Here is a 20,774-nt window from a genome sequence, read left to right as displayed (position 1 = left end):
CTGATTCTATCAAATTCGTCATAAAAAACAGCGCCTTTTTTTACTGAATATTATAACATTTTATTTTAAATAATCCCTATTACATTTAAAAAGACGATGATTATTGCGAGTGGTGCTACAAATCGAAGTAAGAATGCCCAACAAATAAATACTTTCTTCCCATAATTTCCACCTACAAAAAACTCTGCTTCAAGCACCTTCTTTTCCATTTTGAATGAAACGAAAATACTTATAAATAGTGCTCCAAGTGGCATTAATATATTACTAGATAAGAAGTCTACTGCATCAAAAATATTCTTTCCGAAAATCGTAATATCACTCCATACTCCAAATGATAATGCTGATGGTATACCTACTAAGAAAATACCGAAACCAATCATCCATGATAATTTCGTTCTTCTTTCTTGTTCACCATTTGCAAACGCTGAAACAACTGTCTCTAGTAGAGAAAATGCCGATGTTAATGTCGCAAATGTAAATAGTGCAAGAAATACTGTTAAGAAAAATCCACCGAATGGAATTTGACTAAATACAGATGGTAATACGATAAATAGTAATCCAGGTCCTTCTGTTGGTTCCATTCCTAATGAAAATACGGCTGGAAAAATAGCAAGACCCGCAAATAAAGAAACAAATAAATTCAACCCAACAATTGTTATTGCTGATTTTGGTAAACTTTCTTTTTTATTTAAATAGGAACTATAGGTAACCATAATTGAAATCCCGATACTAATCGCAAAGAATGATTGCCCCATTGCGAACAAAATACTTTCCGAAGTAATCTTTGAGAAATCTGGTTGTAAGAAAAACTTCACACCTTTCATTGCATCATCAAGTGTTAACGAACGAATAATAAGAGCGACAAATAAAACGAACAATGCTGGTAACATATATTTACTTGCTTTTTCAATTCCATTTTGTACACCTTTTGATACAATCCATATCGTAATGAACATAAAAGCGAAATGTCCCATAATAGCCCAAGTGGGATTCCCAATTGTTTCAGTAAATAACGCACCGTAATTTTGTCCTGGAGTAATCAGTTGTCCAGTTATTCCTCTGAATAAATAAATTAATACCCATCCACCTACAACACTATAAAACGAAAGTAGTATAAAACACGTTCCAACGCCAAGGCGTCCGATCCAGTGCCATCCTGTATTTGGTGCGATGCTTTTAAATGCTCCAACTGCTTGTTTCTGCGTACTGCGTCCAATCATAAATTCAGCTATAAGTAGCGGTAGTCCAATTAAAACAGTAAATAATATAAAGATTAAAAAGAACGCTCCTCCCCCACTCTTCCCAGCGATATAAGGAAACTTCCATATCGCACCAAGTCCAATTGCTGATCCAGCTGCTGCCATTATAAAACCTAATTTCGAAGTCCATTGCTCCGTCTGTTTCATCTCATTTTCCTCCTAATTAAATCTTTTTATATAAATAAATAAATTTTATAGACCTATCCAAATAAACCCTCCATTTCTTCTTCCATATAATAAAAAAATGGCCTAGCATCTCTATATAAAGAGACGCTAAGCCATTTACTTAACGCGGTACCACCCTTATTGATTCCATTATGAATCCACCTTAGTAGTAATCGTTTGATTACAAACCTAATATCGAAGGTTAACCGTTAAGATTTACTAAGAATGTGATTCCGTTCCACCTTACTGCTCCTAGGCGAGTTCAGGATGTCATTTGACTATGTCGCACCAACCCATAGCTCTCTGTACAAATACATGACCTTACTACTCCTATTCAACACATTTTAATATTTAGAATATATTTTCTTTTGAAATTAATATGAAGTATATCTGTTATATTTGTAACTGTCAAGGGGTATATTATTTTTTTGTCGAAATGGTTCATATTTCAACTGACTTTTACTAAGCTTATTATAAAAAGAAAGAGTCTATATTTTCACCTTTTCAAACGAACTATAAAAAAAGAATCTTCGCGATAATCGCGAAGATTCTTTTTACGGTATAAGACGAGTACAATCTCTCGGAAAAGCACTCGCCTCTCGTACATTTGTTAATTCTAATAGTTTATATACAATCCTTTCTAACCCAATTCCGAAACCTCCATGCGGGGGACAACCGTATCGGAATGTATTTAAATAAGATTGAAATTTCTCTGGGTGTAATCCTTTTTCTTTAAACGAAGCGAGTAACATTTCATAATTATGAATTCGCTGTGCCCCTGACGTTATTTCTAACCCTTTATATAATAAGTCGAATGAATCAGTAATAGCTGGATTCTCTTTATTTTGCATCGTATACATCGGTCTCGCTTCTTTCGGATAATGTGTAATGAAAACAAATTCACTATTATATGTTTCCTTTACATATTTCCCTAGTAACTTTTCACCTTCTGTATCTAAATCCCCTACAGGAGATTCTTTACGATACTTACTTTTCAAAATTTCTTGTGCTTCTAACAATGTAATTTTAGGTATTTCAGTAATAACAGGTACTTCTATTTGTAATAGTTGTAGTTCTATTTCACATTTTTTCGCTACTTGTTGAAATATATATCGTAAAACATCCGTTTCTAGTTGCATCACTTCATAAAAATCATGAATAAATCCAAGTTCTACGTCTAACGAGATATATTCATTCAAATGACGGGAAGAGTTATGATGTTCCGCTCTATATACAGGTGCAATTTCAAAAACTCGTTCTAGTCCACCCGCTACCATCATTTGTTTGTAGAACTGTGGTGATTGTGCTAAATAAGCTTCTTTTTGGAAGTATGGAAGCTTAAAAACATTTGCTCCTCCTTCTGCCCCTTGTGAAACAATTTTCGGAGTAAATATACGTGTGAAATCGTTCTCTATTAGAAATTCACTAAAGCTCTGAACGAGTGTAGATTTCACTTTAAAAATCGCTGCAGTTCGCTCATGCCTTAATGATATTACCCGCTCATTAAGTAGTTGATCTAAGCCAACTTGTAACTTCTTTTTATTTATTTCAAATGGAAGTGGCTCTGCACCGTTTATTACTTTCACTTCATGAGCAAGTACTTCAACACCCAATTCCGTTTTCGACGTCTCGACTATCTCACCGATTACATGGACAACACTTTCTACATCAACTTTATATCCGGCCAATTCATTTTCTAATACACATTGAATTACTCCTGTTCTGTCCCGTAATAATAAAAAACTAACATTTCCAAGGTGCCGAATTTTTTTTACCCATCCTTGAAGTAATACAACCTTTCCACTTTGCTTTGTACATTCTTTTGTGAGTGAACGCTTCATTATTGAATCCATTATTTTTCCCTCCAGTAATTTTATATTTATTTACGTTATTGTTGTCATCGTCATCATCCACGGTCACTCACCCCCTTTCAAAGAATACAAAAATCCGCCCCTATAAATAGGGACGGATTTTTTTCCGCGGTACCACCCAAATTATCATACTGACCATCTTAGCCCTGATAACGGTAGGTACCGTTTGCTTTTACTAATAATCACGTTCAAAGCAACGCTCACAGGTGTCTTTCCATCATGCGGTATCGCAACCTTCCCAGCAACCGGCTGCTCTCTGTAGACCTTTGCACCATGTACTTTTCCTGATCATCACTTTTTATATTTACAGAGTATTCTAACTCCTTACTTTATAAAATGCAAGCCTTTTTTGAAATATTCTGATTTTCTAACTCCTAAATTCTTCTAAAGTGTGAAAAGTTAATTTTGTAATACATATTCTTATGTATCGAATTCGAAATTACACCTCTAACATTTTTCCATTTTTTACATAAAACCCAATTCATTTACGCATATTAATAAAAAATTTTATAGCGAGGTGTGTATATGCAAAAAGCAATTAGTTTCTTTCTCCTATTGTTTTGCCTAATTGTAGTAAACGAAACATACGCCTATTCACCAAAATCTTTACCAATCTCTCAAAACTCTGATCAATGGCAAGTGAATATTGATAAACCGAAAAAAACAAACAAGAATATGCTTCAAGCTAAAAAAGATGAATTTCAAACATATCATTTTTCAGTAAAGAATGTTGGGAATAGTGAGGTATATAACGTAAACGTCGAAGTATTCCGCAACGAACCAAATAAGAAAACGAAATATGAACTCTTTTCCCTAAAGAAAAGTCGTTTAGCAAGTGGAAAAACTGGATTTGAACACACTAATTTACCTGTTGCTACAAAAACAGATGAAGTTGATGTTATTATTACATGGCAAGAGCACCCATTCCGATCGATGCGAAATGGTCAAAAAGTTGAATCTAGAAAATTTAAAGAGCATTTTGTTTTTAAAGAAGCTAAAAAGTAAATGGGATACGGATATATTCACACTATCATTGATATAGCTTTATTTACTAGTACCAGTTCGTAAGCAAATTAAAAAGTCGTGGCTTATAAATGCCACGACTTTTTATATTAATTCGTACTAATGCCTCTCGCTGCCCAAATGCGATCGATATCAGCAGCATGTTGTCCGCCATATAAAAGAGCATCCGCTTGCTTAATCGCTTTCGCTCCATCACTGAATTTAGAGTTTGGTGTTAATGACCAGTGTGATTGTAAAATGATTTTTGTTGCTACATCACGGCCAAAAGCTTGTGCCATTTCGTATTGACCTTGAGCCCAAATTTCACCATCATCATGCACTTCATTCGTTATATCTTTCGGATATACTTTATTCGTATCTAATCGGCGTAAGCATGTTGGATCTGAACTAGAATAAGCTGTCGCATCCCATTCTCCAACACATGCTTTACCATATCCAGTAGTCGATACTGCATCTTCATATGTAGCACCTAAGAAGTCGCCAAATCCTTCTCCCATCGCTCCACCTTCTGCTGAACTACCAAAGCCAGGAACTTGGTTATCTTGAATCGAATGCCCATATTCATGTGCGATAATACCAGCATCTTCTGCATCATCAACACCACCAGTACCGAAAGTTAAAGCTTTTGTTGATGGAGAATAGAATGAGTTATCATCAGTTGTACCATTAACATTCACTTTTATCGAACGGTTATTAATATTTTTAAAACCTAGACTTTGAATGTACCGTTGCAATGTGTCGATATGATAGTACGACATAACATCTTCAAAGCTATCATTTGCGCGTGTATAGTTAAATTGTAAATTCGTAGATTTTGTTTTCGCTTTTGAAGAAATCGTTACATATTCTCCAATTAAAAATCCTGTTCCATCTAAACCTTTTAACGTAACAGTTTTCAGTTGATTCGTTAGAGCTGTTGAATCTGCATCGTTATTATCTTTTAAGCCTACTTTACTACCGCTAGATACGACTGGGTTAGGTAAAAATACTTTTCCTGACCCTTCAGCTTTTCGGTTTATATCAACCTTTTTAATTAACTTTCCATTTTCTGCATCAATAAATGTTTCCCATGCACCAAATGGATTATTAGAATGGACTACAACTTTATATACTGGACGAGCAATTCCTTCTTCAACAATATATCCGAACTCTTTATCTGTAGGAGCCCATAAATTTTGCTCATTTGCTTCTCCAACATACGCCATTGATTTTTGTATTGCATCTTTTTCACTAATTTTTGTCGTTACTTCCTTCACACCTGTAACAGGCTGATAATCAGAAACAGCGAGTACTCCCTTTCCCTCTCCGTTAAGCGTAACTGTAATTTGTTTTGAAAATACAGGTGCACCATTAACAACTTGTTGGAACCTAACATATGAAGCTACTGACGTTTCTGTTGTAGAAATATATTGCAAGTCTGAAAGGTCTGTTTTCAATCCATACTGCGCAGCATTTTCTTTTAAATATTCAGTTGCTTTTTTCTGTGGCGAATAAGCTTCTAACTTTACTTGCTGTTGTTTTTCCAATGCCGAAACCGTAGAAATCGTCCCCATTACTAATGGTACAGTCATTGCCATTGCCACCATTTTTTGATTAAACATAGAACCACTCCCCCTAATAAAGTAGCTCAACCTTATCCCATTACCACTAGGCAATCATTCCCCACAAAATGGGGGGATAAAAATTGAATCTACGAGTAATTCTCTATGGACACTTCTATTACCTTTCCATTTAGGGTAAGTGAAATTTTCTCAATATTTATGTGTAAAGTGAACACAATATTTTAGAAATATATTTCTAAAGCAATTCCTTAACTCTTAAACTTTTTAAATGACTTTGTAAAAAACAGGCCACTTTTTTTACCTAACGGTAGGTTGAAAAAAATATTAATGAATGATACGATTTATATAACCTTTTTTTAGGAGGCTTTATTATGAGCAAAAGTGCAGAAACACTCTCTTCAATTATGGAAGCAAGCTATCGACTGTTTGCCGGACATGGTATTACCAAAACGACTTATTCAATGATTGCTGAAGAAGTCGGAATTGCTAAACCGTCCATTTATTATTACTTTAAATCTAAAGATGCATTAATCGAATGTATTTTCACAGAATTATGTGCTGCGATGCAGTTTTCTTCCTTCTTCCATACAGAAGAGTTTACGAAAGAAAATTTTATTGAGAAATGCATTGAAATTGGATTCAAAATAATTGATGAACAGCAGAACGATCCTTATTTTAATCGTGTGTTGCAAGAATATGTATTACTATCTTCAAGAAATGATATGTACAAAGATCGATTACTAACTGTGCAAACAGAATATTTACAAGGGTTTGAATCACTCCTTACAAAAGCAAATGAGCTGCAATTAATTGAAAATAAAAATCTAGTTTCAAAAGCTCATATGTTAGCATTAGTGCTTGATAATGTCGGGAATTTTATGATGTTACATGTGGATATAGATTATAGACAAATATGGATGGAAGCTGTAAACAGTATTTTTGAAAGAAGGAATTGAATTGAATACTACAAAACGAATTATCGGCTTAGACTTTGCTAGGGCCTTGGCGATGTTTGGTATGCTGCTTGTTAATTTTATGGTGATAACAGGTGCAGAAGGAAATGGTCCCCCATTTTTAATAACCTTCATGTCACTTTTTGAAGGTAGAGCTTCTGCCTTGTTTGTTATACTTGCTGGAATTGGAATATCTTTAATGACTAGATCCTCTGTTGCTAGAAATGAAAAAATAAAAATTTCTAATAGCCGAAAGATCATATGGAAACGGGCACTATTCTTATTTATTTTAGGATTACTTTTATACGTAATGGAGTGGACTGGGGATATATTACACTACTATGGTGTTTACCTTTTCGTTGCTGCCTTACTCATTACAGTCCGAAAAAAAGCATTACTCTTCTTATCTATTATTATCCTACTCTTGGCACAATCTCTTCAGCTTACTTTCAATGCTTTCGAAGGTTGGGGAGGCCCTACTCCATTTATAAACTATGTAGACTTCTGGACAGTTAACGGTTTTCTTCGCAATTTATTCTTTAATGGTTATCACCCTTTTTTCCCATGGTTTTCATTTTTCTTAATCGGTATGATAATTGGCAGATTAGATCTTCATAATAAAAAGATTAGAGATAGGTTGCTCTTGCTCGGTATTACATTCACCATACTGATAGAACTTTTATCAAAAGGGCTCACGTACTACTTCATTCCACACATTGGCAAAGCAGCTGCTACATTTTTGTTTAATACAGGACCCATTTTACCAAATGTATTGTACATTTTATCTGCAACAGGATCTGCTATTGCTATATTAATACTTTGCCTCTATATCACTGAAAAATATGAAAATAATTGGTTTGTTACTTCCATTATACAAACAGGTCAATTAACATTAACTCATTATGTAAGTCATGTATTTATCGGGATCGGGACATTAATTCTATTCAATAGAATGGAACATCAAACACTACTTTTCGTTTTATTATTTGCTACTGTATTTTTCATTTTCAGTATTTTGTTTAGCGTATTATGGAGAAAGAAATTTTCTAGAGGACCTATCGAATGGATTATGAGGAAATTAGCTAGTTAATTTATCTCCATACGAAAAAGGAAGTTGGAATCATTCCAACTTCCTTTTTTCTTTAATTAGCTGCACTTAATTTAATTCTAAATTTTGTTTCACCTAAAGAAAGTTCATCGTCTTCGTTCGTTAAGTGACCAAATGTAAATTGTTTAACGAGTAAGTTTTCTTCCAATAAATCTTTATGGTTCGTTAACGTTCGTTGTAGTTCTTCTTCTGTATCGAGAATAACATCGACTCGTAAATTAACTGGTAAATTCAACTGTTTACGATATTCTTGAACCGCACGAATGAACTCACGCGCTACTCCTTCTTGTAACAATTCTTCCGTTACATTCGTATCTAACATAACCGTATATTGTCCGTTAGTCGTGTTAGAGAATCCTGATTTTGCAACTTTCTCAACTAACACATCTTCAGCAGTTACAACTACTTCTTCTCCTGGTGTTGCTTCGTAAACTGCTCTTTCTGTTGATACAAAGTTTTGTACTTCTTCTTGTGATAATTGTTTTAGCCAACCATTCACTGCATTCACATTTTTACCGAATTTCGGCCCCGCTGTTTTAAAATTGAGCTTCAATTGATATGATGTGTATTTTGTTTCATCGAGTTCAACATGGAACGCTTTTACATTTAACTCATCCATAACGATATCACGATAAGATTCCCAATCCATATCATTCTCGTTATGCTCAAGTAATACAAGTTCTGCTAGCGGCTGTTTTACTTTTAAAGAATGCTGATTACGGTTACTTCTTCCAAGTTCAACAACTTGTAAAACAGCATCCATTTCCGCTTCTAATTTCGGCTGAAGTAGTGATTCATTTACAACTGGATAATCAGCTAAATGAACGCTACTTCCTTCTAAATTAAGATGAATGTCTTCCGCGACAAACGGTGTGAATGGTGCAATTAATTTACTAATTGTTACAAGTACTTCATGAAGTGTCTCATACGCAGCAGCTTTTTCAGCGTTCATACCAGATTCCCAGAAACGATTACGTGAGCGTCTTACATACCAGTTACTCACTTCATCTACAAGTACTGCAATTTCACGAGCTGCATTCGTAAATTGATAATCATCAAGTGCTGTTCTCACTTTTTTCGTTGTACTATGCAATCTTGATAATACCCATTCGTCTAATTTCGTACGCTTTACATCATACGTTTCTTTCGGGTTATACTCATCTAAATTTGCATATAAAACGTAGAAGCTATACACATTGACTAATGTATCTACAAATTTAGATTTCGCTTCCAGTACGGTTCTTTCAGAAAAACGCTTCGCATTCCACGGAGCACTATCAACAAGTAAAGCCCATCTTAGCGCATCTGCACCAAACTTATCTACTAAATCAACTGGATCTAGTGCATTTCCTTTGCTTTTAGACATTTTCTGCCCTTCTTCATCTAAAACATGCCCTAGTGATAACACTCGTTTATACGGTACTTTTCCTGTATATAGTGCTGATACTGCTAATAAACTATAAAACCAGCCGCGTGTTTGATCAATTCCTTCTGCAATAACATCAGCTGGAAACTGCTCTTCAAATAACTCTTTATTTTCAAATGGGTAATGATATTGTGCAAATGGCATGGAACCACTATCAAACCAAACATCAATTACTTCTGGTGTACGATTCATTGTGCCTCCGCATTTTTCGCAGCGGACTTGAACTTCATCTACATAAGGCTTATGCAATTCTAAATCTTCCGGTGTTTCTTTCGTACTATGCTTTCTTAATTCGGCAATGCTTTTCGGCGCAAACTGATGATCACAACTTTCACATTCCCACACGTTTAATGGCGTTCCCCAATATCTATTTCGGCTAATATTCCAGTCCACCATATTTTCTAAAAACTTACCAAATCGTCCATGTTTCATATGATCCGGATACCAAGTAACTGAATCATTATTTTGTAAAAATGTATCTTTAATTGCAGTTGTTCGGATTAACCAACTTTCTCCTGCATAATAAAGTAGTGGTGAATCACAACGCCAGCAATGTGGGTAGCTATGTTCATATTTTTCTTTATGATATAGCAAACCTTCTTTCGCTAAATAACGAACAATGTCAACGTCACAATCTTTTACAAATTTACCTTTCAAAAATGGTACCGCTTCTGTATACTCACCTTTTTCATCTACAACGTGCAAGAATGACAATCCTTCACTTTGAACAACTCTATAATCGTCCTCTCCATATGCTGGAGCAATATGAACAAGTCCTGTACCACTATCTGCCGTTACAAAATCTGCTGCGATAACGCGGTAACCATTTGTAACTTCTTTCATCGGAAATGGCGCTGTATAAGATGTGTTTAATAATTCTTCGCCTTTATGAACAGATAATACTTCATAGTTTTCTTTTAATACTTCTTGTACACGTTCTTTCGCAACAATGTATACATGACTTTCTTGTTTTGCTTTAACATATTCCATATTTGGATGTACAGCAAGCGCTACGTTTGCTGGAAGTGTCCAAGGCGTTGTTGTCCAACCTAAGAAATACTCATTTTCACTATCTTTCACTTTAAACTTCACAGTTGCACTTAAATCTTTTACTGTTTTATACCCTTGTGCAACCTCATGTGAGCTCAATGAGGTTTGGCAGCTTGGACAGTATGGTGAAACTCTATGTCCTTTATATAACAATCCTTTTTCATGGATTGTCCCCAAAATATGCCATACACTTTCGATATATGGATTCTTTAAAGTTACATATGGATCATCCATATCTACCCAATAACCAATACTTTCAGTGAATTCACGCCACTGCTTTTCATATGTGAAAACACTCTCTTTACACTTTTGAATAAATGGTTCAATGCCATATTCTTCGATCTCATGTTTACCAGAAATACCAAGTTGCTTCTCAACACCTAGTTCTACAGGTAAACCATGTGTATCCCATCCTGCTTTTCTTACTACTTTATAACCAGCCATCGTTTTATATCTTGCTACTAAATCTTTAATTGCCCGACCAAGTGCATGGCCGACGTGTGGTAAACCGTTCGCCGTTGGTGGTCCTTCATAAAACACAAACGATTGCGCGCCTTCTCGATTCTGAATTGATTGTTCAAAAATGCTTTGTTCGTTCCACTGCTTACGAATACGTGTTTCTCTCCCTACAGCTGACTCTTTTACATCTACTTTCTTCATCTACAATCACTCCTTTGAATGTTTTAAAAGCACACAAAAAACCCGTCCCTATGAAGTAGGGACGGGTTTACCCGCGTTACCACCCTAATTCTATTAGCTTTTTCACTAATAGCGCTTAGCAACGTACTATCATACGTGTTCTTTGTAACGGTAGACATCCGTCCGGGCTTACTCACTTTCAGCCTCGGCTCCTCGGAGATGATTTTCAAATAACGTCTGCCCACCGGCTTTCAGCAATATACCGGCTCTCTGGAGAACAGTTCACTATTTTACTCTTTCTCGTCTTCAGATTTGTATACTTTGTTAAAAGTTATTTTATGCCATTTGACAACTAATTGTCAACTAATTCAAAATATACCCTTATCTTTTCCCCTATTCTTATACAATTACTTTTCAAATTCTCGCAATGCTGCTAAATTTTCATCATCCTCAATAAGTTCAGCAAAGAATCCCGATTCATCCTCACGAAGGACAATTTCAAGCTCTTCCTTCGCCTCTTCATTTCTATTTAACTGTGCTAAATAACAAGCACGATCATATCTTGCTAACAAATCATTTGCATCCATTGTTAATACTTCATTTGCTATTTTTTCTGCCTTTAGTGTTTGGCCGGCACCATGATATGAAGACGCTAAAGAAAGGAGAATTGCTGTTTCATTTGGATGATGTATAGAAGCATTTTCTAATACATGAATTGCCTCTTCAAACCTTTCTTGACTTTGATACATTTCTCCTAAAGCAAGAAATGCTCTACTTACGAACGGTGTTTGCTCCGTTAATTGTAAGGTAATCTTTTCTGCTTTTCTTTCTTCCCCTGCTTTAAAGAATACTTGTGCTTGCAGAAGAAGAGTATCATAATCATCTGGTAGTTCTCGAACCATTTGCTTCGTTAATTCCAAAGCATCTCTTAACATATCTTCTTCCTCGCACTCAACGAAAAGATTTACAAGTTGCTTCGCTACTTCATAATCCCATCTATTTTCTAGTGACGTGTGCAAAATCTCTATTGCTTCTTTATTCATCTCTACATTCTCATAAAATAGCGCAAATCGCTGTGCTGCCATACTATTTTTCGGATTTAACTTTAAAGAGATTTCATATAAATCAATTATCATAGTAACCATTGAAATTTCTTTGGCACGATTTTTCATACGATAAAAAGCTCTCGTAATGATAGATCGTTTTGGCTGTTCATGCAGCTGGCGTTCAATCCATATTTCCGTAACCGCAGCTGCAGCATACATGAATGCTGTACTTCTTTCTGCTTTTTTCACCTTTAACGTATGAAGAAAATCTCGTATGTTAGACAATTTTTTATGTTGCTCTACTGCTTTTACATAAACATCAAATATACGTTCATTATCAAAATCTTTTTGTATTACTTTCATTGCAACTTCAATTGCTTTTACATTTCTTTTTTTCACTAATACTTTTGCATAATGATATAGAACTTCTATATGCTCACCATCTAATTGTAGCGCGTATTCAATCTGTTCTTGTTCTTTATCTATTTCATTCATCGCTCCGTACACATATGCAATCGCATCTAAACGCCATATTTCAGGTACTTCGTCCGCTAATTGTTCTAGTTCCGTCAGCAATTCTTCCTGAAGATTCATATCTACTGAAAGCTGTGCCAAATATTCCATATTAATATGCAATGGCTCTTCCTTCATCGCCTGAACCATATGACTTTGTTCTTTAGAACGGTTTTCTTCTTTTTCGTATATTTCCGCAAGCTGTAAATGTACACCTACGAAATTCCCATCAAGCTCTAAACATGTTTCATACGCTTGTTTTGCTTCCGTCAATTGCCCTAATGCCATAAGTGTTTCACCAATTCGGTAATACGGTAATGCCGTTTCCTTTTGTTCTATCGCCTTATTATATCTTTTCATCGCTTGGCCGTACTGTCCAATAGATTCATATAAAATACCTGCATAACAACCGTACTCACTTACTTCATTACTTTCTTTGTGTAACGTTCTTAAAAACGCTATACCTCGTTGTACAAATTCCGTTCCTTTAATTCGATTCACATATTCATCTAACGCACTTGCTACATTATAATCGCTTTTCTTTATACCATTTTCTAACTTAGATAGCGCTACTTTAAACCCTTCTTCATTTCCACCAAGTTCAAGTTCAGCATCCCATAAAACCATTCCTGCATTCATGAGGAAATCTTGGCTCTTTTCAATTTGCTTCTCAAGACCAAGAATGTATTCTTTTGCTTCCTTGTATTGTTCTCTTGCCATATACACTTGTGTAAGTCCGAAGTGAGAATAAACATCCTCATCGTTTTCTTCTAAAGCACGCTTATACAATACTTCTGCTTCTTCCAAGCTATCATTTTGAAAATGATAGTCACCTAATTTTACGTAAAGAGGTGCTTTATCATCACAATTCTCAATACCGTTTAATAAAATTTCTTTCGTACTTTCCTCATCCTTCAAATCAGATTCGTATATTTCCGAAAGTTTCGTATAAATGTAAGGTGCATTACTATCCAAATGAATCGCTACTTTAAGCCCTTTTATTGCTAAATATAATTTTCCTAGTTGATGTGCACATCTCGCTCGTTCATACCATACATGTGCTTCATATTTATACTCTTTTAACAAGTCATTAAAGATTTCATATGCTTCTTCATATCTTTCTAAATCTATTAATATTAAACCGTGATTCGTTAAAGTGAACCTTTCAGGACTGCGCTCTAACGCAACTTGAGAGTATTGCAATGCTTTTTCAGATTGATCAATATACATATAGGATAAAGCGAGAAAACTCCAAGCAATAGGCTGATCTGCGTCTAATTGTAACGATGAACGAAAGCTTGAAATCGCTTCTATATAACTTTCCTGCTCAAAAGCATATCTTCCATTTATCAAATGATATAATGCACGATTATTTTTCTTCTCAACGCTTGTCAGCATTTGCTCCGCTTTCTCTACTTCCTGAAGACGAATAAAACACTGTGCACCATGCAATTTAACAAAGTCCGAGTTCGGAAACTTTTCCATTAACTTATCGATACAATATAAAATAAATTCTTTATCTACTTCAACATCTAAGTGCTTTATCGTATATAGCCACGTATTTGGATTATCGCTCGTTTCTTTTAAAAATTGTACTAAGTTACTAATTCCCTCTTTGTCATGTTCATCTAAATGATCCGTAAGAGAAAAAATAGATTTAAAATAACGATTTTCTTCCTCACTTAGAAACGCTAGTTGCGCCTTCTTTTCTTTCGGAACAAACGTGATTGCTAAACAGCCTGTATAACGATATTTTTCTTGTAATTTACTATATTCTACAAGAACTGGTTCTATAAAGTTTGGATCTTGAACATAGAAAGCTTGCAATGTATCATCATATCCAGATAGAACTTGTACGTGTGAAGCATGCTCAATATCTATACTTAATAAAACAGGAATTCCTTCATCAATCAGTCTCTTATAATTCTCTTCATTCCCTTTAAAATAACGATATTCATAACCTAATTCTTCTAAATAAGAAACAGTATCTGAAAACTTCGATCCTGTCATATCAAAAATAAACTCTGCTATTTCATCTTGTGTACATGTCTCTCCCCATATACGCAACATCATCTCTAAACTTGTCGGAACACAATAATTATCCTTTTGTACAATAGGAACTATCGGCAAGTGAACCTTTTTTCCATCCGGATTTTTTTCTAAATTATGATATAAAGATTCTTTTAAACTCTTTTCTTCTTTTAATAGCTTTTGTAAATCTGCAAATTTATTCATTTTGTACAGCGCTTCTGCACGTAAATGTACAAAGTAAGTGTTATAAGCATGATATGGCAGCTGAGTATTTATGTTATCTATTACCGCTAACATCTCTTCATATTGCTCTAAATCTAATAAATACTTTACCTTCTCAAAATGAAAATATGGTACTTGTGGGAACTTTACAATCGCATCATCAATTAACTGTATCGCACGTTTTTGTTCTCCTTTATTCGCATACAATTGTGATAATAAATAGGTAGATAACTCTTCACAATCTTCATGCTGCATGCCAGCAATAAATTGTTCTTCCGCTTTCTCCCATTCGCCTGTGTGCATATAAACGTAGCCCCATTTATCAAACACTACGCGCGTACTGTACTCCTCTGCTTTTTGCATATACATTAGCGCTTCTTCATTTCTTTTCATTTCTAAAAGACATCGTACTAACGTAAAATATGTTTTCGCTAAAAAATCTGCATCTATTTCTTCTTTATTACTCTCTTCTAAAGTTTCTTTTAACAGCTGCTCTGCTTCAAGAATTTTTCGCTCATCAATTAGCTCATCACAATATAAAGAGAGCGTTCTCATATTTGGGAATTTTTTATAAGCGTAGCGAATGAGGAATGAACTGTATTGGTGCATAAGCCCTTCATCAGTAAGGCGAATTAATATGTCAAACTCCTTATGCGAAGGAATATTAGCAAGCCAATTCTTCACATAGGATAAAGTATTCGTTTCTTTTATATATGCAATTTCATTATTTATTTCCTGTAATCCGTCTACAAATCTCTTATCTTTCAAACACGCTTCTAACTGCTTAAAATCTAGCATGCATTCACCTCGAATTTATATTTAAACTGCTACTTGCTTAGATTTTACACACCATATAGTATGTATTCAACTAAAATCTCTTATAATGGATGGTATTAATTAATATTATTCAAATTTATAACAAAATATAGTAAAAATGATTGTTTTTCTCCGTATTTTGTTTAATTATATGGAATAACGTAACATGCGGTTTTTTATCTTGTAGAAGCTGAAATCAGTACATAAAATTATATCGGCGATAATTCAAATATATCAGCGATTCTTTCATTTTATCGGCGATTATATGTCGAATATCGATTTATCGACATTAAACAACAATCCTTATATATCATATCTTTTAACATACTATATCACCAAATGTAATTTTCATATTCGGAGCGTACACTAAAGAAGAATGCACATGAAATATTTTAAAAAATCGTAGTTCAGCTTCATATTGAGCTAGCGCATTATCATATGTTAATCCTCTGTCTATTAAACGTTTTATAAAGTGCTGCTTATCACCCGGATTACCTGCAATCCCCTCTTCTTTTAATGAATGATACAAACTTTGTTTATCATTATGGTGGATATTAGAATCTAAAAAGTTCACTTTATCACTTACTCTACACTCAATATTTTTCACACCTAATTCACTTAAATACATCGGTATTTTCATACCAATATTTCCATCTTTTCCACTCCTCTGCGTGTCACTTTCAAATAAATTCTGCAAAATGCCTAGCTGGATAATTTCCGATTGGTTCTCTCCATCCAAAGTGTATGAAGACATATTTGATATCCAATGTGGTTCAAAACAGATTATTTTCCCGCCACTTTTAACTGAATGAATCATTTTTTGTAGCATCGTTTTTGGTGAACTCATATGTAATAAGAAGGCATGACAAATTGCTATATCGTATGTATCGTTCAATTCAATTTCTATAGCATCTCCCTCCAGAAATTCTGACTCGTACGGAAGTGAACGAAACAACTCTCTCGCTTCAGCTAATAATGTTTCTCCACTATCAATGCCTGTATACTTTGATCCTTCTGGAAGTAAAGGCATTAATAATAAGCCTAAATAACCATATCCACAACCATAATCAACAACATGGACTGGCTCAGAAATCTTCCAAACTGAATTCACTAGAAAACTTACATAATCGCTATTGTAATATAAATCTCTCGTATTTTTTAAATACGCTAGTTTACTGTTCCAATCGTATGTTTCCAACCTCTAACGCCTCCTTTTATATACACCCCTTACAATTCTCCATTTAACAAAACATTCCTACATTTTTAACAATTACCCAAGAAATTGGTTTTAATAAGGTGAGATTACTGCTTACATGACTCCTATACCAAATAAAAAGGCATACATATCTGTAATGATACATACACCTTTTATGCTACATCTCCTCAGGAGCCTCCACCCCAAGTAAACGTAATCCTTCTTTTAATACAACCGTCACAGCATAAACCAATGCGAGTCTGCTGTCTTTTTCTTCACTCTCTTCTAATATACGAACATTACCGTAATATTTATTGAACGATTGTGCTACATCTAATACATATTTCGAAATAATCGATGGCTCATTTTTATTGAAAGCTGCTTCAATTACTTGTGGGAATTTGTTTAGTAATTTTACGACACTCCAGCTATGATCGTCTTTTAAAGCAAACGTACATGTTTCAAATTCTACACTTTCTTTTCTTAAAATAGAGCAAGCACGTGCATGTGTGTACTGTACGTACGGGCCTGTTTCTCCTTCAAATTTCAGCATGTTTTCTAATGAGAATTCAATATTGTGCATACGCTCATTTTTTAAATCGTGGAAAATAACTGCACCTACACCGACTTGCTTTGCTACTACTTCTTTTTGTTTTAAGTTTGGATTTTTCTCTTCAATATTTTGTTTTGCAAGGTCGATTGCTTCCTCAAGTACTTCTTCAAGTAAAATAACTCTTCCTTTACGTGTCGACATTTTCTTACCATCTTTTAAAATGAAGCCAAACGGTACGTGTTCCATACCATCAACCCAAGTATAGCCAAGTTTTTTTAATACAGTGAAAAATTGATTGAAATGTAAGCTTTGTTCTGGACCAACAACATATAGCGCTTTATCAAACCCATAAGTGTTTTGACGATATAAAGCAGCCGTTAAGTCACGCGTTGCATAAATCGTCGCACCATCTGACTTTCTAATTAAACATGGCGGCATACCTTCTTCTTCTAAATTAACGACTAATGCACCTTCTGATTCTTCAAGCAACTCATGTTCTTCTAAAATCCCAATAAAATCTTCCATTAAATTATTATAAAATGCTTCTCCCTGAAAATTAGTAAATTCTACGCCGAGAAGTTCATAAATGCGCGAAAATTCTTTAAGGGACTCATGACGGAACCAATTCCAAAGCTCTACCGCTTCTTCATCACCTTCTTCTAATTTCTTAAACCAAGCACGTCCTTCTTCTTCTAGTTCTTCGTCGTCTTTTACCTCTTCATGGAATTGGACATATAACTTAAATAGCTCACGTATTGGATCTTCTTTAACTACTGCTTCATTTCCCCATTTTTTATAAGCCGTAATTAACTTTCCAAACTGTGTTCCCCAATCTCCTATATAATTAATCCCTACAACTTCATAGCCACATTTTTCAGCGATATGTTTCAGCGAATTTCCTATCATTGTAGAACGTAAATGCCCCATCGAAAAAGGTTTCGCGATATTAGGAGAGGAATAATCAATTACTACTGTTTTTTCACAGCCAAAGTGGTTTTGACCGAACTCTTCTTTCTCCGCTAAAACTGTTTTTAATACTGCATCACTTACAGTTTCACGATTGAAAAATACATTTACATAAGGACCAACGGCTTCTACTTTCGTAAAAAACGGATCATTTAATTTCTCAGCAACTTCCTTTGCGATAAGAGCTGGTGCTTTTTTATATTGCTTCGCTAATGAAAAGCATGGGAACGCTGCATCTCCAAATTCATCTTGTTTCGGTGTTTCAATTAAATCTAAAATTTGTTTTTGCGTTAATTCATTCGTGAAAATATTAGATAAACTTTCCGCAAACTGCATTTTATAATCCATGATACAACCTCCTTATTTTTTAAAACACAAAAAACTCGTCTCTAAAAAAGAGACGAGTTTTAACCCGTGGTACCACCCTTGTTGTTCGTTACGAACCACTTTCCCGTTTATAACGAGGACAGGGGGCCTCGGCTTTCTCTACTATTCGTTCAAGAAGCATCTCCGAAGTGCGCTTCATCTTTTTCTTCCGTACTAGGCTCACACCATCCCTAGCTCGCTTTCCTTCTAAAAAAGACTACTCTCTTCATCACAGACAGTATATTTAATTAATTATTGCTTATTATACATCTTTTCAAACAATTAGCAAGGGTCAATTACACCAAAGTGAAACTTAGCACTTTTTCTTTTGTATACATGAAAATTGTGTTTTTCAAATCTAGAACTACGAAAATGATCTTTTAAAACGACACGTTTTCTCGCCACTCGTTTTGCCTCCGCAATTGTTTCGTCAGTAATATCATGATACAAAGCGAATTGTTTTAATCCTTTAATTCCGTCAGATTCTATGACAGTTTCTTCAAACATCGGATCAAGGTAAACGACATCATAACTATTGTCTTCACATTGCGCTAAAAATGAAAAATGCTCCGTTTGCTTTACTTGGATTCTTTGCATTGCTTCATCAATTTCAGAAACGGATGAAGACCATGTTTTCAAACCATTTTCCATAATATAAGCCATATACTCATTGCCTTCAAGTCCTGTTACTTTTCCGCTTTCACCAACAACATAACTAGCTACAATACTATCTGATGCCATCCCGAGCGTACAATCTAACACTGTCATTCCTCTCTCTAATTGCGTGGCTTGTACAAACGGATCGTGTTCTCCACGCATTAACCTTTTCACACGAAACATCGCTGAGTTCGGATGAAAGAAAAACGGTTCTTCCGTACCTTTTGGATAAATAGCTAATCGGTTCTTCCCTACGACAAGCACATCTTGTTCATACTGCTCATGCAGCTTATGTACTGGTATGTCATTACGTTTAACGAAAGAAGCATTTAATTCTGCTGCTACCTTGTTTGCATAATCTGTCATTTCTTTGTTTGTTCTTCCAGCTGTTGTTACGATCATTGTTTCACCTCTATATAAAGAAAAGAGGGAGATTTACTCTCCCCCTTCTTTAGCAATTCTTTTCGAAAGCTTGCTCTAAGTTCGTAATAATTTCGTCCATAGTTGCACCTTCAATTTCATGACGGTGAATGAAGTGAACAACTTCTTTTCCTTTTAATAATGCCATAGATGGTGAAGATGGAGGAATTTCTCCGAAGTATTCACGCATTTTTGCAGTAGCATCTTTATCTTGACCTGCGAATACAGTTACAAGATGATCAGGTTGTTTTTCAGCACGAACAACCGCTTGACCTGCTGATGGACGTGCTAAACCAGCTGCACAACCACAAACAGAGTTTACAACTACTAAAGTTGTACCTGATGTATTTTCCATAAATTCTGTTACAGCTTCTTCTGTAGTTAACTCTTCAAACCCAGAACGCACTAACTCTTGGCGCATTGGGATTACCATTTGGCGCATGTATTCTTCATAAGCATTTGACATCTTGTAATCTCTCCTTCAACTTTCATTCCAAATTCATCATATCACGCTCTATTAATAGGTGCAAAAGAAAGATAACGATGATTTCATTTTTTTGTAGGGATTTCACAAACCCCACCGCGGCAATGTCCCACTGGAACAAGTTTTCTATTATTAGCGATATAATCGTATACTTTACTTCCAAAACCAAGTACGATAGATAGCTTTATAAAAGGAACTGCAAACCAATAAGATGGAACGGCCTTTGCTATTACATCTATGCTCTGAATACCGTCATACCACTTATTATTTTTAAAAATATACAGTCTTTGTTCCATCTTACTTTGTAGTTCTTGAGAAAGCTCATACTTCTCAACTACATCTTCATTTCGAAATGAAACAAATTTCATCTTACCTTTTTTATCTAATTTTTTCGTACGTTCTGCAACCGTCGTACACATCGGACACCAACTATCATAGAAAACAATCAT

General features: G+C 34.9%; 13 protein-coding genes and 4 other annotated features. Of the genes, 3 read left to right on the top strand and 10 right to left on the bottom strand.

The genetic code is table 11. From position 1 onward, the window contains the following. Positions 1 to 65: 65 nt before the first annotated feature. The gene (locus QCI81_RS24755) at positions 66 to 1,406 is read right to left on the bottom strand and encodes a sodium-dependent transporter (protein ID WP_071730083.1); all 1,341 of its coding nucleotides are present in this window, start codon (positions 1,404 to 1,406) and stop codon (positions 66 to 68) included. A gap of 116 nt (positions 1,407 to 1,522) precedes the next feature. Further along, positions 1,523 to 1,771, bottom strand: a binding site (T-box leader). A 207-nt stretch (positions 1,772 to 1,978) separates the two neighbouring features. Next, complete coding sequence (aspS, locus tag QCI81_RS24750; protein ID WP_000377342.1) at positions 1,979 to 3,277, bottom strand: aspartate--tRNA(Asn) ligase; 1,299 nt, start codon at positions 3,275 to 3,277, stop codon at positions 1,979 to 1,981. 105 nt (positions 3,278 to 3,382) lie between these two features. Next, positions 3,383 to 3,596, bottom strand: a binding site (T-box leader). Between the two features lie 224 nt (positions 3,597 to 3,820). On the opposite strand from aspS, the gene QCI81_RS24745 reads away from it, so the two are divergent. Further along, complete coding sequence (locus QCI81_RS24745; protein WP_098852778.1) at positions 3,821 to 4,300, top strand: hypothetical protein; 480 nt, start codon at positions 3,821 to 3,823, stop codon at positions 4,298 to 4,300. 107 nt (positions 4,301 to 4,407) lie between these two features. On the opposite strand, the gene QCI81_RS24740 is transcribed toward QCI81_RS24745, so the two are convergent. Continuing rightward, on the bottom strand, positions 4,408 to 5,919 hold the full coding sequence (locus QCI81_RS24740; protein WP_353810905.1) for a M36 family metallopeptidase: 1,512 nt from the start codon (positions 5,917 to 5,919) through the stop codon (positions 4,408 to 4,410). Positions 5,920 to 6,251: 332 nt separating this feature from the next. Between QCI81_RS24740 and QCI81_RS24735 the strand changes: the two genes are divergently transcribed. Further along, complete coding sequence (locus tag QCI81_RS24735; protein ID WP_071730077.1) at positions 6,252 to 6,836, top strand: TetR/AcrR family transcriptional regulator; 585 nt, start codon at positions 6,252 to 6,254, stop codon at positions 6,834 to 6,836. Between the two features lies 1 nt (position 6,837). Continuing rightward, positions 6,838 to 7,923: a DUF418 domain-containing protein gene (locus QCI81_RS24730; protein WP_071730076.1), complete on the top strand. Its 1,086-nt coding sequence runs from the start codon at positions 6,838 to 6,840 to the stop codon at positions 7,921 to 7,923. A gap of 52 nt (positions 7,924 to 7,975) precedes the next feature. Here QCI81_RS24730 and ileS read toward each other — a convergent pair whose 3' ends face one another. The 7 genes from ileS to QCI81_RS24695 form a co-directional block, all read right to left on the bottom strand. Continuing rightward, positions 7,976 to 11,077, bottom strand: coding sequence for an isoleucine--tRNA ligase (ileS, locus tag QCI81_RS24725; protein ID WP_071730074.1), 3,102 nt, complete (start codon positions 11,075 to 11,077; stop codon positions 7,976 to 7,978). 54 nt (positions 11,078 to 11,131) lie between these two features. Further along, positions 11,132 to 11,372, bottom strand: a binding site (T-box leader). A 91-nt stretch (positions 11,373 to 11,463) separates the two neighbouring features. Next, positions 11,464 to 15,666: a bacteriocin-processing peptidase family protein gene (locus QCI81_RS24720; RefSeq protein ID WP_071730073.1), complete on the bottom strand. Its 4,203-nt coding sequence runs from the start codon at positions 15,664 to 15,666 to the stop codon at positions 11,464 to 11,466. A gap of 337 nt (positions 15,667 to 16,003) precedes the next feature. Further along, complete coding sequence (locus tag QCI81_RS24715; RefSeq protein WP_071730072.1) at positions 16,004 to 16,882, bottom strand: class I SAM-dependent methyltransferase; 879 nt, start codon at positions 16,880 to 16,882, stop codon at positions 16,004 to 16,006. 175 nt (positions 16,883 to 17,057) lie between these two features. Then, complete coding sequence (argS, locus tag QCI81_RS24710; RefSeq protein WP_071730071.1) at positions 17,058 to 18,746, bottom strand: arginine--tRNA ligase; 1,689 nt, start codon at positions 18,744 to 18,746, stop codon at positions 17,058 to 17,060. 45 nt (positions 18,747 to 18,791) lie between these two features. Then, positions 18,792 to 19,006: a binding site (T-box leader), on the bottom strand. Between the two features lie 40 nt (positions 19,007 to 19,046). Beyond that, a complete protein-coding gene (locus tag QCI81_RS24705) occupies positions 19,047 to 19,823 on the bottom strand; it encodes a class I SAM-dependent methyltransferase (protein WP_000637460.1) in 777 nt (258 codons plus the stop codon). Between the two features lie 49 nt (positions 19,824 to 19,872). Continuing rightward, the gene (locus QCI81_RS24700) at positions 19,873 to 20,307 is read right to left on the bottom strand and encodes a BrxA/BrxB family bacilliredoxin (RefSeq protein ID WP_000063706.1); all 435 of its coding nucleotides are present in this window, start codon (positions 20,305 to 20,307) and stop codon (positions 19,873 to 19,875) included. An 83-nt stretch (positions 20,308 to 20,390) separates the two neighbouring features. After that, entirely contained in the window at positions 20,391 to 20,774 is a 384-nt protein-coding gene (locus tag QCI81_RS24695; protein ID WP_353810904.1) for a thiol-disulfide oxidoreductase DCC family protein, read from the bottom strand.

It is taken from the genome of Bacillus cereus group sp. MG20, from assembly GCF_040459885.1.
Classification (GTDB): domain Bacteria; phylum Bacillota; class Bacilli; order Bacillales; family Bacillaceae_G; genus Bacillus_A; species Bacillus_A cereus.
Note: the sequence above shows the minus strand (reverse complement) of the source record. Positions and strands in the feature narration are given on the sequence as shown.

What these genes read in the sequence shown, in the direction of transcription:
- QCI81_RS24755 (WP_071730083.1), bottom strand. Translation starts at nt 1,406, where the DNA reads ATGAAACAGACGGAGCAATGGACTTCGAAATTAGGTTTTATAATGGCA.
- aspS (WP_000377342.1), bottom strand. Translation starts at nt 3,277, where the DNA reads ATGGATTCAATAATGAAGCGTTCACTCACAAAAGAATGTACAAAGCAA.
- QCI81_RS24745 (WP_098852778.1), top strand. Translation starts at nt 3,821, where the DNA reads ATGCAAAAAGCAATTAGTTTCTTTCTCCTATTGTTTTGCCTAATTGTA.
- QCI81_RS24740 (WP_353810905.1), bottom strand. Translation starts at nt 5,919, where the DNA reads ATGTTTAATCAAAAAATGGTGGCAATGGCAATGACTGTACCATTAGTA.
- QCI81_RS24735 (WP_071730077.1), top strand. Translation starts at nt 6,252, where the DNA reads ATGAGCAAAAGTGCAGAAACACTCTCTTCAATTATGGAAGCAAGCTAT.
- ileS (WP_071730074.1), bottom strand. Translation starts at nt 11,077, where the DNA reads ATGAAGAAAGTAGATGTAAAAGAGTCAGCTGTAGGGAGAGAAACACGT.
- QCI81_RS24720 (WP_071730073.1), bottom strand. Translation starts at nt 15,666, where the DNA reads ATGCTAGATTTTAAGCAGTTAGAAGCGTGTTTGAAAGATAAGAGATTT.
- argS (WP_071730071.1), bottom strand. Translation starts at nt 18,746, where the DNA reads ATGGATTATAAAATGCAGTTTGCGGAAAGTTTATCTAATATTTTCACG.
- QCI81_RS24705 (WP_000637460.1), bottom strand. Translation starts at nt 19,823, where the DNA reads ATGATCGTAACAACAGCTGGAAGAACAAACAAAGAAATGACAGATTAT.
- QCI81_RS24700 (WP_000063706.1), bottom strand. Translation starts at nt 20,307, where the DNA reads ATGTCAAATGCTTATGAAGAATACATGCGCCAAATGGTAATCCCAATG.
- QCI81_RS24695 (WP_353810904.1), bottom strand. Translation starts at nt 20,774, where the DNA reads ATGATTGTTTTCTATGATAGTTGGTGTCCGATGTGTACGACGGTTGCA.